We start from the raw sequence: 14545 nt of genomic DNA, 5'->3' as shown, positions 1-14545 counted from the left end.
AAAGCCCGCTCCCACAGGGTACGCGTACCGCTTGGCTGTGGGAGCGGGCTTGCCCGCGAAGGGACAGCATTACGCCGGGGTGGTGGGCTTCGCCTTACACAAGGTGCGCATTCCACACCAGCAGCACCCTGGCCTGGATGTAGGTCTCTTCCCGGCGAATCATGCGGTCCTTGTGCCGCGAGTTGTCGGAAATCATCTCGAAATGGTCTTCGTCCGCAATCTGCAATCGCTTGATATAGATGTGGTCGCCCCAGGAGAAGAAGTAGATTCCGTCACCGACGAACTCGCGAATACTGACGTCCACGATCAGCGGGTCGCGGTGCTTGATGGTCGGCTCCATCGACTGGCCCCAACCGGTCACCATCTTCAGGTGGTGGTGCTCGCTGAACTCCACGCCCAGCTCGCGCAGGTGGCTTGGGCTGACGCGAACATCCTTGAACATCTCGGGGTAGTCGTGGGGGATCTGCCCGCCACCCATGGCTGCGCGGACGTCGTAGTGGGCAATCCACACTTCGTCGCCCACCAGGCCTGGCCGAACAAGTTCAGCCGCCACCAGCGTCGAGTCTGCCGGCTCCTCGGCGGCGGCCAGCAGCCTTTGCCGGGTTTCTTCAGGGATGCCTCTGCCGCTTCTGGCAAGCATCTGCTTGACCAGGTCGGCTGCGGAAAGCTTGCTGTCGCCAGCCTCGGCCGGCGACTGCGCCTGGTCGCCCGCTGCCATCGCGTCGAACCACCCCCGCGGCAAGCCTTCGATGCCCTCGATTCGGCGGGCCACGTCATCGCCCAGGTTCTTCGCTGTCTTGTCCGAAAGGATCTGGCTCAGGTGCGCGGGCGCCATCCCCCAGCGCTCCGCGCAGGATCCCTTTCTCTGGCTGCCGATCAACTTGACCAGGTTGTGCTTGCGAATTTCGTAGATGTCCATGGAGCGAAGCATGCCAGTGTTTAGCTTGCTGCTAAATGTGCTCATGGCTAAATTTTCCTTGTCATTAAATTAGCTGCAGGCTAAATTTATCATGCAAGCAAGGAAAGCCACCGAGAAGCTGTTCTCCAAGGCTTACGACATCACCATTGGTAATGAGGTTTTCATGGATCCGACTGACCTCGGCCCAGGCACCATCACTTGGCTGGGCGGAACAGGCACCGTGTTGCTGGGCGCATTCCTCTGGCTGCGCAAGTGGCTGTCCAGGGATGCGGCTGACCGTGCCATGGACAACGCTGATATTGGCGTGGTCCGGCGCCTGAACGAGTTGCTCGATATCGAGCGTGATGCCCGAAGGGAAGCGCAGGCCAGGGCCGATCAGTTTGCAAAGGAACGCAATGAACTGGTGATCACTGTAGGGCGCCTGGAAGGCAAGATCGAAGCGCTGACCAGTCGAGGTGGCCATCCACCCCGGCAGGTCACCGTCCAGGGCGAGGGCGTCGCCCGCCTGCGCGGGAAGCAGGGTGAGTGAGGCGGCCCGCAAGACAAATTCTGTTCACGCCCATGCGTATGGGCTTCTTCTGCATGGAGACAACATGGCTCGATTGGATTCTGCCGCTGTCGGCGGTGCGAACGTGCTCGCGTTCCTGGACATGCTGGCCTGGTCCGAAGGTACCTCGACCATCGCTGCCAGCGACGATGGCTACAACGTCCTGGTCGGCGGCCAACTGTTCAATGACTACAGCGGGCACCCGAAGCAGAAGGTGTGGTTGCCCAGCTACGGCATCCACAGTTCTGCGGCTGGGCGGTACCAGATTCTGGCCGGTACCTGGGATGCCATCGTGAGCACCTATGGCTTCAATGGCCGCTTTACCCCTGAGGCCCAGGACCTCGCGGCAATCAAGTTGCTGAGCGAACGCGGTGCCTTGGCTCTGATCAAGGCTGGCCGCATTGTCCAGGCGATCGCCAAGGCCGCGCCTATCTGGGCCAGCTTGCCTGGCGCGGGCTACGGTCAGCGTGAGCACCAGTTGGCCGCGTTGTTGGCAATGTTCATTGCCTGCGGCGGGGAGGTGCAGGCGTAACGCCCAGGCAAAAAAAGACCCGCCAGGTAGGCGGGCCAGAAGGGCGTAGGGAGCAACGCACAACAAATACGGGTCAGGCGACCATGGTGCCTGGTTGCAACTGTTCGACCAGGGCCTGGGCCGAGGCGCGGGTCGGCATCGGGCCGCTTACGGCTTCGCCGTTGCGCACCAGGTACCAGCATGCGAGCAGGCCCTGCTCACGCAGCGAAGCGGGGACGGCACTGCCAACAACGGACATGATCTGGATAGTGGCCATGTGGACCTCCTGTAAAACATGGCCCTACCTTACGCAGCAGCCGGGGCGGTTTGAAATTAACTTCCTCGATAGTGGTCATTGGTTCTATCAACATTTACCAGCGCGGCGGGCCGTAATACACCGGTGGCGGGCCGTAGTAGGTGCGGTAGCCCGGGGGCGGTGGTGCTGGCACGTAGTACGGCTGGTAGTAGACCGGCGGTGGTGGTGGTTGCACGTACACCGGGGGCGGCCCGTAGTAGACCGGCTGGCGCTCGACGTACACGGTACGGTCACGCCCGCCATAAACCGTCGCCCCGACCACGGCGCCAACCACGGCCGCACCCAGCAGCGGGCCGGGGCCATACCAACCGCCATGGCCATGGCCGCCGTGGGCGACAGCGGGTGCGCTGATGGCCAGGGCACCGACCAGCAGGGCGACTCCGGGAATGTGACGGTTCATGAAGAAACCCTCGCAAGGACACCCCAAGTGTGGGGTCCTATTACTATGACTCCACTCTTCGTCAGCTGAGCACGGGGGAACGGTAAAGGTTGTGTAAGGGACGACCAGCGGTTACCTCTGTTACGCTGAACAAACGTTTCAGTTATGACAAAGGAGCAGGTTATGTCGGCAACTCCAAGCAGAGACACCGTGCTGTGCATCTCCCTGGCCGGCCGCCCCGGCACCTTCGGTGTACGGTTCCACAACCACCTTTACCAGCAGCTGGGCCTGGACTTCTACTACAAGGCCATGCGCACCGATGACCTGCCGGCGGCGGTGGCGGGCATTCGCGCTTTGGGTATCCGCGGTTGCGGGGTATCGATGCCGTACAAGGAAGCCTGCATGGCCCTGGTCGACGAGATCGACCCATCGGCTGCGGCCATCGAGTCGGTCAATACCCTGGTCAATACCAATGGCCACCTGAAGGCCTACAACACCGATTACCTGGCCGTGCGTCAGTTGCTGGCGCAGCACCAGGTCGACCCGTCCACGGCGTTTGCCCTGCGCGGCAGTGGCGGCATGGCCAAGGCGGTAGCCAGTGCCTTGCGCGATGCCGGGTTCGCCGAAGGCATCATCGTTGCGCGCAACGAGCAGGCGGGGCGGCAGCTGGCGGATGTGTGTGGTTATCGCTGGGTGGCGGAGCTGGGCGACCTGTGCCCACCCATGCTGGTGAACGTGACGCCGATCGGCATGGCGGGCGGGCCCGAGGCCGAGGAGCTGGCGTTTTCCGAGAACGCCATCGCCGCGGCGGCGCGGGTGTTTGATGTTGTGGCGATGCCGGAGAGTACTCCGTTGATCCGCCGAGCGCGGGCGTTGGATAAGCCAGTGATCACCGGGCTGGAGGTGATTGCGCTGCAGGCGCTGGAGCAGTTCGTGCTTTACACCGGGGTGCGACCCACCCTGGCGCAGGTGGAGGCGGCGGTGGCGTACGCCCGGGATATCTGATTATTCCTGTGCCGGCCCTTTCGCGGGTAAACCCGCTCTCACAGGGATAGCGCACGCATGTAGCAACGGCGCTACCCCTGTGGGAGCGGGTTTACCCGCGAAGAGGCCGGCACAAGCATTGACAAGGTCAGAACACCTTGTGCCCTTCATCCAGCTGCTGGTCGACCAGTGCCCGGCCATGGGCCAGCGATACATGCTGTGCGTTCTCGAGGTCGGAGAAGAACTTCATCGGCATCGACATGCGCCTGCTGGTGTGCCCTTCGGGGTCGGTAATCAGGCACCCGGCGGCATAGGGCAGGGGGGAATCGGGGTGGGGCATCACGCTGGCGGTGATGGTGTGCTTGCGATATTCACAGTGAAGAGATTGCATCGTCCTTACCTCGCTGTGGCATGTGAAGCAGTTACCTTCATATACCACAGCAAAGGGCCGGGAGTTCCCGGCCCGACGAGCGAGCAGCGATGAGTGCTCAGCCTTTGAGCTCGGTCGGCTGGATGACTTCGACCCAGTAACCGTCCGGGTCCTTGACGAAGGCCAGGTGGTTCATGCGCCCGTCCTGCAGGCGTTTCTGGAACGGTACACCCAGTGCCTCGAAGCGTGCGCAGGCTTCGCGTACGTCCGGTACCGAGACGCAGATGTGGCCAAAGCCGCGCGGGTCGGTGTTGCCGTTGTGGTAGGCGAACTCGGCATCGTTTTCGGTGCCGTGGTTGTGGGTCAGTTCCAACACGCCCGGAATAGACTTCATCCACTGGTGGCGTTCGTTGTCATCGGCCGGGATCTGCGCCGGGTCGACCAGGGCCAGGAAGTACAGGCTGAAGGCAGCTTCGGGGAAGTCGCGCTTGTCTACCAGGCGGAAACCCAGCACGCGGGTGTAGAAGTCCAGGGACTTTTCGATGTCCTTTACCCGCAGCATGGTGTGGTTGAAAACGAACTGGGCGGTGGCGGCATCCGGTTGGGCGGTGACGCCAGGCAGGGTTTGCAGATCGTGCAGGCTCATGGGAACTCCTGAGACGGGGCCGGGCGCAGGGCACCGGCAAAACAGACAGGCTGGCCATGATACGGCAGTGTGCCGATTGCGCAAATGAAAGCGCCCTGCACAAGGCAGGGCGCTGGAATTAGAGGCCCGCATGTGCGGGCGCGTGATGGGGTCGCTAGTCCTTTAGCTGTCTCGATACTGAGCCAGCCCTTGTGAAAAAAGTGTGAAGTGCGTGTGGACGTTTCATCAGCGTACCCAGCTTTCTACCGTGGCGGCGCCGTATTGCTCTTTCCAGGCCTTGAGCCCACGGTGGTTGCCGCCTTTGGTCTCGATTCGCTCGCCGGTATGCGGGTTGGTGTAAACCTTCACCACGCGCGCGCGGCGCTGTTGCTTGGGTGCTGCACTGGAAACCCGGGCCACTGCCTTCGGGTCGAGGATGGCGATGATATCGCGCAGGCTCTTGTCGTAGCTTTTCATCAGGCCGACTAGTTTCTGCTCGAATTCGATTTCGCGTTTGAGGCCGGCATCCTTTTTCAACGCTTCCAGTTGCGCCATCTGTTCCTGGAGCGCTTTTTCGGCAGCACGAAACTCTGCAAGTCTGGACACTGTAATCACTCCTGTACGTCGGTCGTGGCAGGGCGTGACGAACATTGAAGAAGAATAAAAACGCCGGCCACGCGGGTGGGTTCCGCTGTTCGCTGATATCGAGTGTAGTCATTCATGGGTACTGGGTAAACTGCAAACTTTTTGTAAGTAAGCAGGGAACTTTCCTAGTTTTGCGCGCGGTATTGTCCGGTTTTTCCGCGTTTGCCTTGTGGCGCGCTTAGACCATGGTCCAATGGCCCGTGCCAGAGCCTTCGCGCGATCATTTCAGATGATGGCCGGCTATTGTTCGGCCCCCTCGCAGTACCGTGGCCAACACGTGCCACAGGTTGTTTACTCGCCTTGATTCTGGATGTTTTCTCCCATGTTTGCCCCTTTCCCCCTCGCCCCCGGGCGTCGTGTTGCCGGCTTGTTCCTGTTGTGTGCCGGCGTCAATGCCCAGGCCGCCGGTTTTCTTGAAGACAGCAGTGCAAAGGTCGAAGCACGCAATGTCTATTTCAACCGGGATTTTCGTGACGGCCACAGCAGTTCCAGCCAGGGTGCGTCCAAACGCGAAGAATGGGCACAAGGTTTCATCCTCAATGTGCAGTCGGGTTATACCCAGGGCCCGGTAGGTTTTGGCGTGGATGCGCTGGGCATGTTCGGCTTCAAACTTGACTCCAGCCCGGCGGACAGTAACAGCGGCCTGTTGCCGTCTTCCGGTCACGACCCGCGCCACTCGGCCGACCAGTACGCGAAGATGGGCCTGGCGGCCAAGGTCAAGGTTTCCAGTACCGTGCTCAAGTACGGTTCGATGATGCCGGATGTACCGTTGCTCAAGTACAACGATGGCCGCCTGCTGCCGACCATGTTCCATGGCGCCATGCTCACTTCCGAAGAAGTGCGCGACCTGAAGTTCACCCTGGCCCGCCTGGACAAGTACACCGCACGGGATTCCACCGACCGCCAGGACATTCGCGTGCATTGCAAGAACAAGCGCTATGCCTGCGATATCGAGGCTGATCACTTTGACCTGGCTGGTGTCGATTACCGTTTCAACGAACGCTTCAGCGCCCAGTACCAGGTGGCCAAGCTGGAGAACATCTACCGCCAGCACTTCCTCGGCCTGGTCGCCAGCCAGCCATTGGCGGTGGGCAGCCTGTCGGCAGACCTGCGCTTGATCAAGAGTGATGACATCGGCAATGCCCGCGCCGGCGAAATAGACCATCGCGCATTCAGCGGCATGCTCGGCTACAGCCTGGGTGGCCACAAGCTCAGTGCCGGTTGGCAGCGCATGTATGGCGACAGTGCCATGCCATACCTGGATGGCAGCAACCCGTACCTGGTCAACTATGCCCAGGTCAACGACTTCGCCGCCGCCCAGGAGCGTTCCTGGCAGGTGCGTTATGACTATGACTTCAAGGCCCTGGGCGTGCCTGGCCTGACCTTCTTCACCCGTTACATCAACGGTGACAATATCAAGGTGCCGGGCAGTACGGCCGAAGGCAAAGAATGGGAACGCGACACCGAGTTCAAGTACCAGGTGCAAAGTGGCACGTTCAAGGACGTAAGCGTGCGCCTGCGTAATTCCACTTACCGCAGCAATTATGAAAAATGGGCGCGTGACATGGACGAGACACGGGTCATCGTCAGCTACAACTTCTCCATCTTCTGACGGGGCGCTTTGCCAAATACCGGCAGCCACCTGACAATGGCTGCTGGTTCCCGCAAAGGGCAGGGCAATGAAAGACCTGTTGTTGATCGGCATCGGCCCGGGTGACCCGCGCCAGGTCACCTACGAGGCGGTCGATGCACTGCGCCAGGCCAGTGTGTTCTTCGTGCTCGACAAAGGCGGCGACAAGGACGAACTGCTGCGCCTGCGCAAGGCCATCCTGCAACGCTACCGGCCCGAGGGCGGCTACCGCCTGGTGCAGGTGGCCGACCCTGCACGCGATGGCCAGGCCGATGACTACCTGCGCGCGGTGCAGGACTGGCACCGGCAGCGTGCGGCGCTGTATGCCCAACTGATCGAACAGGAGATAGGCGAGGGTGAAACCGGCGCCTTTCTGCTGTGGGGCGAGCCGACGCTGTACGACAGCACCCTGCGCATCCTTGGCCTGGTCCGCGAGCGTGGTGTGGCGCTGCGCCTGCAGGTCATTCCGGGCATCAGCAGCGTGCAGGCGTTGGCAGCGCGCCATCAGGTGCCGCTCAACCGCATCGGTGAGCCGTTGACCGTATTGCCAGGGCGGCGCCTGGCCGGGCAGGGGCAGATCGACAATGTGCTGGTGATGCTCGACGGGCAGTGCGCGTTTGCCCGGCTCGATGATCCGGCGTTGATGATTTACTGGGGCGCGTACCTGGGGACTGCGGATGAGGTGCTGATTGCCGGGCCGTTGCAAACGGTGAAGGCACGGATACTGGAGGTGCGTGAGCGGGAGCGGGCGCGCAAGGGGTGGATCATGGATAGCTACCTATTGCGCAGGGAGCTGTGAGGTGTACTGCCTATTCCGGCCCCTTCGCGGGTGAACCCGCTCCCACAGGTACAGCGCCAGCTTCAGGGCCACGCGTTCCCTGTGGGAGCGGGCAAGCCCGCGAACCAGGCGACACCGATCTCAAGGGTTACCCAGAATGGCCTGTACCTTGTCGCGCAACTGGTCGATGCTGAACGGCTTGCCGATCAGATGCATGCCCTCCGGTACATTGACGTTCTCGGCATAACCACTGGCGAACAGCACCGGCAACAGCGGCCGCAGGTCGCGCGCCTTGCCGGCCAGCTCTTCGCCACCCATGTCTGGCAACCCCACGTCGGTCAGCATCAGCGCCAACTCCTGGCCCGGGTCCTCGATAATGCGCAGCGCCGCGCCGGCACTGTCCGCCTCGATGACCGTGTAGCCCAGTTCGTCGAGCACTTCGACCATCAGCATGCGTACGATGTCGTCGTCTTCGACTACCAGAAGGTGCATGGTTCGGATCCTGTGCTAATGAATGTCTTTAATCTGTGCTCCAGATGGCAGCAGAAGTTCCCGAGGATACCGGGCACTGCAATCAGATGGAACGTTTGGCGCACGCTGCCTTCAAATACTGGCTAAATGCCCTGCCAGACCCGGCAAAGCTGGTTAGACTCGCTTAACAGGACGGCGCAGTGGCAGATAATGACAAAGACAGATCCGCCACACTTTTCAATGGACTTTTAGCTCGGGCGTTTTCACATGATTCAAGCAGCCTCGATGGACCAGCGAAGCTTCCGCAAGCTGTTGAGCCGCAACGTCGGCCTACCCCTGGGGGTTGGCCTGCTGGGGGCCGTAGCCTTCGTTGCGGTGATCAACTACCTGCTTTCGGCCTTGCAGTGGGTCGAGCACACCGACCGGGTGATCGGCAATGCCAACGAAGCGGTCAAACTGTCGATCGACATGGAAACCGGCATGCGTGGCTTCCTGATCACCGGCGATGAGCGTTTCCTCGACCCCTACGAGGTGGCCAAGCCACGCATTTTCGGCAGCCTGCAGAGCCTGCGCGGCATGGTCGAGGACAACCCGCAACAGGTCGAACGCATCGACCGGCTGATCGCCCTGCAGCAAGCGTGGAACACCTTCGGCAGCGAGATGATCAACTTGCGCCGCAGCCAGGGTGATTACCGCGCCTTGATCGGCAACGGCCGCGGCAAGCGCCTGACCGATGAGATCCGCAAGGAGTTCGACAACCTCATCGGCAGCGAACAACAATTGCGCATGGCGCGCAACGAGCGGGTCAACAGTGTGACCGTCACGGTCATGTCGTCCTTCGTGCTGTTCATCGTCGGCCTCAGCGCCTTGCTGGCCTACCTTGGGCGGCGCGACCTGCTGGCGCTGTCCGCTACCTATGACGAAAACTTCCGGGCCCAGCAGCGCGCCGCCGAGCGCCTGGAGCATCAGGCCTGGCTGCGCAACGGGCAGACGCAACTGTCCGAACAGGTGCTCGGCCAGCTGACCCTGCCCATGCTCGGTGACAACATCCTGCGTTTCTTCGCCAGCTACCTGGGCAGCGTGGTAGGCGCGTTGTACGTGCGTGACGAACATGGCCGCCTGGTGCGTGTTGCCAGCTATGGCCTGGATGCCGAGGAGCAGGCGCGCGAGCAGGTACTGGGTGACCACGAGGGGCTGCTGGCCCAGGCCGTGCGCGAAGCGAGGCTGCTGCGCCTGGACGACTTGCCCGAAGACTATTTCCACCTCAGTTCCGGCCTTGGCAGGGGCCTGCCGCGCAGTGCCATGCTGATGCCCTCCAGCGACGACGGGCAGATCAACGGCGTGCTGGAGCTGGGCTTCCTGCGGCCGTTGCAGGAGCGTGATGAAGAGATGCTGCAGCGGGTCCGTGGCAACGTCGGTATTTCCATCGAAAGCGCCCGTTACCGGCAGCGCCTGCAGGAGGTGCTGGCCGAAACCCAGCAACTAAACGAAGAGCTGCAAGTGCAGCAGGAAGAACTTAAAACCGCCAACGAAGAGCTCGAAGAGCAATCCCGCGTGCTCAAGGAGTCCCAGGCCCACCTGGAAACCCAGCAGGCGGAGCTTGAGCAGACCAACGAACAGTTGTCGGAGCGCACCGAGGCGCTGGACCGCAAGAACGACGAACTGCTCCAGGCCCAGGACGAGCTGCAGGCGCGCGCCGAGGAACTGCAGCGTTCGAGCAAGTACAAGTCCGAATTCCTCGCCAACATGTCCCACGAGTTGCGCACGCCGCTGAACAGCTCGCTGATCCTGGCCAAGCTGCTGGCGGAAAACGGCGAGGGCAACCTCAGCGACGAGCAGGTCAAGTTCGCCGAATCCATCTATTCGGCCGGCAACGACCTGCTCAACCTGATCAACGACATTCTCGACATCGCCAAGGTGGAAGCAGGCAAGCTCGAAGTGCGCCCCGAAAGCACCCAGTTGGAACGCCTGGTCGAAGGCCTGCGTGGCATGTTCGAGCCGTTGGCCGGGCACAAGGGCCTTGCCTTCGAGGTGACCACCGAGGCGCAGGTGCCGGCCACGCTGTTCACCGACCGCCAGCGCCTGGAGCAGATTCTCAAGAACCTGCTGTCCAACGCCATCAAGTTCACCGAGCGCGGCCAGGTCAGCCTGAACATCGGTTACCAGCCTGGCACCGGCATCGTCTTTGCCGTGCGCGATACCGGCATCGGCATCGCCGCCGACCAGCAGCAGGCGATCTTCGGCGCATTCCACCAGGTGGATGGCACCAGCAACCGCCGTTATGGCGGCACCGGCCTGGGCCTGTCCATTTCCCGCGACCTGGCGCACCTGCTGGGTGGGCAGATCAGCGTCGACAGCAGCCCCGGCCAGGGCAGTGTATTCAGCCTGATCCTGCCGGAGCGCTATGAGCGCGTGGCGCAGGATATCGAGCCGCTCAGCCTGCGCCCTGCGGTCGATAGCCTGCCACCCGCGCCGCAGGCTCCAGTGGTGGCGGCACCGAAACGCCCGACACCAGTGTTTGCCGATGACCGTGAGCGCGCGCCGTTCGGCAACCGCTGCATCCTGGTGATCGAAGACGAACCGAACTTCGCCCGCATCCTCTTCGACCTGGCCCACGAGCTGGGTTACAGCTGCCTGGTGGCGCAGGGCGCCGACGAGGGCTTCGAACTGGCCGTGCAGTACATCCCCGATGCCATCCTGCTGGACATGCGCCTGCCCGACCATTCCGGCCTGACCGTGCTGCAACGCCTGAAGGAGCAAGCGAGCACCCGGCACATCCCGGTGCATATCATTTCCGTTGAGGACCGCGTCGAGGCCGCCATGCACATGGGTGCCGTCGGCTACGCGGTCAAACCCACCAGCCGTGAACAACTCAAGGAAGTTTTCGCCCGGCTGGAGGCCAAGCTGACCCAGAAGCTCAAGCACATCCTGCTGGTGGAAGACGACGACCTGCAGCGCGAGAGCATTGCCCGCCTGATCGGCGACGACGATGTCGAGATCACCGCCGTGGCCATGGCTCAGGATGCCCTGGCGTTGCTGCGCGAGAATATCTACGACTGCATGATCATCGACCTCAAGCTGCCGGACATGCTCGGCAACGAGTTGCTCAAGCGCATGACCGCCGAAGACATCCGTGCCTTCCCGCCGGTGATCGTGTATACCGGGCGCAACCTTACCCGCGAAGAAGAAGCCGACCTGCTCAAGTATTCGCGCTCGATCATCATCAAGGGCGCCCGCTCGCCGGAGCGCCTGCTCGACGAAGTGACGCTGTTCCTGCACAAGGTCGAGTCGCAGCTGTCCAACGAACGCCAGCGCATGCTCAAGACCGCGCGCAGCCGCGACAAGGTTTTCGAAGGCCGCAAGGTGCTGCTGGTGGACGACGACGTGCGCAACATCTTTGCCCTGACCAGCGCGCTGGAGCACAAGGGCGCGATCGTCGAAATCGGCCGCAACGGCCGCGAGGCCATCGAGCGCCTGGAGCAGCATGACGACATCGACCTGGTGTTGATGGATGTGATGATGCCGGAAATGGACGGCTTCGAGGCTACCCGGCTGATCCGCCAGCAACCACGCTGGCGCAAGCTGCCGATCATTGCCGTGACCGCCAAGGCCATGAAGGATGACCAGCAGCGTTGCCTGCAGGCCGGCGCCAACGACTACCTGGCCAAACCGATCGACCTGGACCGCTTGTTCTCGCTGATCCGTGTGTGGCTGCCGCAACTGGAGCGAATTTGACTAGCGAACGTAACACCGATATCGAAATCCGCTTGCTGATCGAGGCCATCTACCTCAAGTACAGCTACGATTTCCGCAACTATTCCGGCGCGTCGATCAAGCGCCGGATCCTGCATGCGCTGCGCCAGTTCGACTGCCTGACGGTGTCGGCGCTGCAGGAGCGCGTGCTGCACGACCCAGGCATGTTCATGCAGTTGCTGCAGTACCTGACGATCCCGGTCAGCGAGATGTTCCGCGACCCGGGGCACTACCTGGCGCTGCGCAACGAAGTGGTGCCGCTGCTGCGCACCTGGCCGTCGATCAAGGTGTGGATTGCCGGCTGCAGCACGGGCGAGGAGGTGTATTCGATGGCCATCCTGCTACGCGAGGAGGGCCTGCTGGAGCGCACCATCATCTATGCCACCGACATCAACCCGCATTCGCTGGACAAGGCCAAGCAGGGTATCTACTCGATGCAGAGCATGCGCGAGTACGCCGAAAACTATCGCATCGCCGGTGGCCGACGGGACTTTGCCGAGTACTACACGGCAGCCTACGGCAACGCCATCATGGACAGCACCCTGCGGGACAACGTGACTTTCGCCGACCACAGCCTGGCCACCGACAGCGTGTTTTCCGAAACCCAGCTGGTGTCGTGCCGCAACGTGCTCATCTACTTCAACAAGGAACTGCAGGACCGCGCCCTGGGCCTGTTCCACGAGTCCCTGTGCCACCGCGGCTTCCTGGTGCTGGGCAGCAAGGAATCGGTGGATTTTTCCGCCTACAGCGAGCGCTTCGAGCCGCTGGTCAAGCCCGAACGGATCTACCGCAAGTCATGAAAGGCGTACGCGCGATGGTGATCGGCGCCTCGGCCGGCGGCGTTACAGCGCTATTCAGTGTGCTGGGCGCGTTGCCGGCCGGCTTCGCCATTCCGGTAATTTGCGTGCTGCACCTGCCGGATGACCGCCACAGCCAGCTGGCCGAGGTGCTGCAACGTCGCCTGCGGCGGCCAGTGTGCGAGGCCTGTGACAAACAGCCGCTGCGCCCCGGGCAGATCTACGTGGCCGGGCCGGGTTATCACCTGTCGGTGGAGCGTGACCTGACCCTGTCGCTGAGCCAGGAGCCGCCGGTGCATTTTTCCCGGCCGGCGATCGACTACCTGTTCATGTCGGCGGCCGATGCCTATGGTGCCGGCCTGCTGGGCATGTTGCTCACCGGGGCCAACGAGGATGGCGCAGAAGGCCTTGCCTATATCAAGCGCAACGGGGGCCGGACCGTGGTCCAGGACCCTTGCGACGCACAGGTGGCGCTGATGCCGGAGGCCGCACTGGCCCTGCACCAGCCCGACCATATTCTTTCTCTGAGTGGCATCGAGCGATTGCTCGCCGCCCTGGAACCTAGCGCATGCTAAGCCACACCATCGCCAAACTGCTGATCGTCGACGACCTGCCAGAAAACCTGCTGGCCCTCGACGCCCTGCTCCAGGGCCAAGACCGCGAGGTGCACCAGGCCCAGTCGGCCGAGGCAGCGTTGTCACTGTTGCTCGAGCACGAGTTCGCCCTGGCCATTCTCGACGTGCAGATGCCGGGCATGAACGGTTTCGAGCTGGCCGAGCTGATGCGCGGCACGGAAAAGACCCGCAACATCCCCATCGTGTTCGTCACTGCCGCCGGGCGCGAGATGAACTACGCGTTCAAGGGCTATGAAAGCGGCGCGGTGGACTTTCTGCACAAGCCGCTCGACACCCTGGCGGTGAAGAGCAAGGTGTCGGTGTTCGTCGACCTGTACCGCCAGCGCAAGGTGCTCGACCGCCAATTGCAGGCCCTGGAACGCAGCCGTCAGGAGCAGGAACTGCTGCTGGCCCAGCTGCAGACGGCGCGGGGTGAACTGGAGCATGCCGTGCGCATGCGCGATGACTTCATGTCGATCGTGTCCCACGAGGTGCGCACCCCGCTCAATGGCCTGATCCTGGAAACCCAGCTGCGCAAGCTGCACCTGGCACGCGGCAACCTTGCCGCCTTCAGCGTCGACAAGCTGCAGGCCATGGTCGAGCGCGACGAGCGGCAGATCAACAGCCTTATCCGCCTGGTCGAAGATATGCTTGATGTATCGCGCATCCGCACCGGCAAACTGTCGCTGCGGCCCAAGGCGTTCGACCTGGGCCTGCTGGTGCGTGGCCTGGTGGAGAACTTTGCCGCCCAGGCCAGCGCACTGGAAACCCATATCGAGTTGCAACGCTGCGAACCGCTGCAGGGTGAGTGGGACGAGTTCCGCATCGAGCAGGTGCTGGCCAACCTGTTGTCCAATGCCTTGCGTTATGGTGAGCGCAAACCGGTGCAGGTGCGGGTATTCGAGCAGGACGGCCTGGCCTGCGTACAGGTGCAGGACCATGGCATCGGCATCTGCGTGGCCAACCAGCAGCGCATCTTCCAGCAGTTCGAGCGGGTCGCCACCCAGCAGGCCAGTGGTGGGTTGGGCCTGGGGCTGTACATATCGGAGCAGATCGTCCAGGCCCATGGCGGGCGCATATTGGTGGAGAGTGAAGAGGGCAAAGGCGCCACCTTCACCTTGCAATTGCCACTGGCAACCTGCGAACAACAAAACGACCAGGCAAGGGCAACCTCTGCGTGAGCCTGGGGTCTGATGGCCAGCTGTA

Annotated in this window: 16 protein-coding genes; 9 read left to right on the top strand and 7 right to left on the bottom strand. The window is 62.3% G+C overall.

Features of this window, described 5'->3' with window-relative positions:
* Positions 1-94: 94 nt before the first annotated feature.
* Positions 95-919: a S24 family peptidase gene (locus tag RR51_RS14670; RefSeq protein WP_039613939.1), complete on the bottom strand. Its 825-nt coding sequence runs from the start codon at positions 917-919 to the stop codon at positions 95-97.
* A 163-nt stretch (positions 920-1082) separates the two neighbouring features.
* Between RR51_RS14670 and RR51_RS14665 the strand changes: the two genes are divergently transcribed.
* Both RR51_RS14665 and RR51_RS14660 read left to right on the top strand, forming a co-directional pair.
* On the top strand, positions 1083-1448 hold the full coding sequence (locus RR51_RS14665; protein ID WP_013973123.1) for a hypothetical protein: 366 nt from the start codon (positions 1083-1085) through the stop codon (positions 1446-1448).
* 64 nt (positions 1449-1512) lie between these two features.
* Positions 1513-1998 carry a glycoside hydrolase family 24 protein gene (locus tag RR51_RS14660; RefSeq protein WP_039613932.1) on the top strand — a complete coding sequence of 162 codons (486 nt, stop codon included), beginning with the start codon at positions 1513-1515 and terminating at the stop codon, positions 1996-1998.
* A 73-nt stretch (positions 1999-2071) separates the two neighbouring features.
* Here the strand turns inward: RR51_RS14660 and RR51_RS14655 are convergent, their stop codons facing one another.
* Positions 2072-2254 carry a hypothetical protein gene (locus RR51_RS14655; RefSeq protein WP_003259487.1) on the bottom strand — a complete coding sequence of 61 codons (183 nt, stop codon included), beginning with the start codon at positions 2252-2254 and terminating at the stop codon, positions 2072-2074.
* 94 nt (positions 2255-2348) lie between these two features.
* The gene (locus RR51_RS14650) at positions 2349-2693 is read right to left on the bottom strand and encodes a hypothetical protein (protein WP_039613931.1); all 345 of its coding nucleotides are present in this window, start codon (positions 2691-2693) and stop codon (positions 2349-2351) included.
* Between the two features lie 162 nt (positions 2694-2855).
* Between RR51_RS14650 and RR51_RS14645 the strand changes: the two genes are divergently transcribed.
* Entirely contained in the window at positions 2856-3677 is an 822-nt protein-coding gene (locus tag RR51_RS14645) for a shikimate 5-dehydrogenase (protein WP_024087341.1), read from the top strand.
* A 127-nt stretch (positions 3678-3804) separates the two neighbouring features.
* Here RR51_RS14645 and RR51_RS14640 read toward each other — a convergent pair whose 3' ends face one another.
* From RR51_RS14640 to RR51_RS14630, 3 genes are all read right to left on the bottom strand, one after another.
* On the bottom strand, positions 3805-4047 hold the full coding sequence (locus RR51_RS14640) for a hypothetical protein (RefSeq protein ID WP_023660829.1): 243 nt from the start codon (positions 4045-4047) through the stop codon (positions 3805-3807).
* A gap of 97 nt (positions 4048-4144) precedes the next feature.
* Positions 4145-4672: a lactoylglutathione lyase gene (gloA, locus tag RR51_RS14635; protein ID WP_013973118.1), complete on the bottom strand. Its 528-nt coding sequence runs from the start codon at positions 4670-4672 to the stop codon at positions 4145-4147.
* A 225-nt stretch (positions 4673-4897) separates the two neighbouring features.
* Entirely contained in the window at positions 4898-5257 is a 360-nt protein-coding gene (locus tag RR51_RS14630) for a histone-like nucleoid-structuring protein, MvaT/MvaU family (RefSeq protein WP_015270810.1), read from the bottom strand.
* Between the two features lie 361 nt (positions 5258-5618).
* Between RR51_RS14630 and RR51_RS14625 the strand changes: the two genes are divergently transcribed.
* Both RR51_RS14625 and cobF read left to right on the top strand, forming a co-directional pair.
* Positions 5619-6908, top strand: coding sequence for an OprD family porin (locus tag RR51_RS14625; protein WP_039613930.1), 1290 nt, complete (start codon positions 5619-5621; stop codon positions 6906-6908).
* Between the two features lie 67 nt (positions 6909-6975).
* On the top strand, positions 6976-7725 hold the full coding sequence (cobF, locus tag RR51_RS14620; protein WP_039613929.1) for a precorrin-6A synthase (deacetylating): 750 nt from the start codon (positions 6976-6978) through the stop codon (positions 7723-7725).
* Between the two features lie 120 nt (positions 7726-7845).
* On the opposite strand, the gene RR51_RS14615 is transcribed toward cobF, so the two are convergent.
* Positions 7846-8196: a response regulator gene (locus tag RR51_RS14615; protein WP_039613928.1), complete on the bottom strand. Its 351-nt coding sequence runs from the start codon at positions 8194-8196 to the stop codon at positions 7846-7848.
* A 246-nt stretch (positions 8197-8442) separates the two neighbouring features.
* Here RR51_RS14615 and RR51_RS14610 point away from each other — a divergent pair, with 246 nt between their 5' ends.
* From RR51_RS14610 to RR51_RS14595, 4 genes are read left to right on the top strand one after another with little or no spacing between them, the layout of a single operon-like run.
* The gene (locus RR51_RS14610; protein WP_039613927.1) at positions 8443-11910 is read left to right on the top strand and encodes a response regulator; all 3468 of its coding nucleotides are present in this window, start codon (positions 8443-8445) and stop codon (positions 11908-11910) included.
* Complete coding sequence (locus RR51_RS14605) at positions 11907-12728, top strand: CheR family methyltransferase (protein ID WP_003259474.1); 822 nt, start codon at positions 11907-11909, stop codon at positions 12726-12728. The genes RR51_RS14610 and RR51_RS14605 overlap by 4 nt, the downstream gene beginning before the upstream one ends.
* Positions 12725-13300, top strand: coding sequence for a chemotaxis protein CheB (locus RR51_RS14600; protein WP_013973112.1), 576 nt, complete (start codon positions 12725-12727; stop codon positions 13298-13300). The genes RR51_RS14605 and RR51_RS14600 overlap by 4 nt, the downstream gene beginning before the upstream one ends.
* Positions 13294-14520 carry a hybrid sensor histidine kinase/response regulator gene (locus RR51_RS14595; protein WP_039613926.1) on the top strand — a complete coding sequence of 409 codons (1227 nt, stop codon included), beginning with the start codon at positions 13294-13296 and terminating at the stop codon, positions 14518-14520. The genes RR51_RS14600 and RR51_RS14595 overlap by 7 nt, the downstream gene beginning before the upstream one ends.
* Positions 14521-14545 lie beyond the last annotated feature (25 nt).

This window comes from Pseudomonas sp. C5pp, from assembly GCF_000814065.1.
Lineage (GTDB): Bacteria > Pseudomonadota > Gammaproteobacteria > Pseudomonadales > Pseudomonadaceae > Aquipseudomonas > Aquipseudomonas asiatica.
Note: the sequence above shows the minus strand (reverse complement) of the source record. Positions and strands in the feature narration are given on the sequence as shown.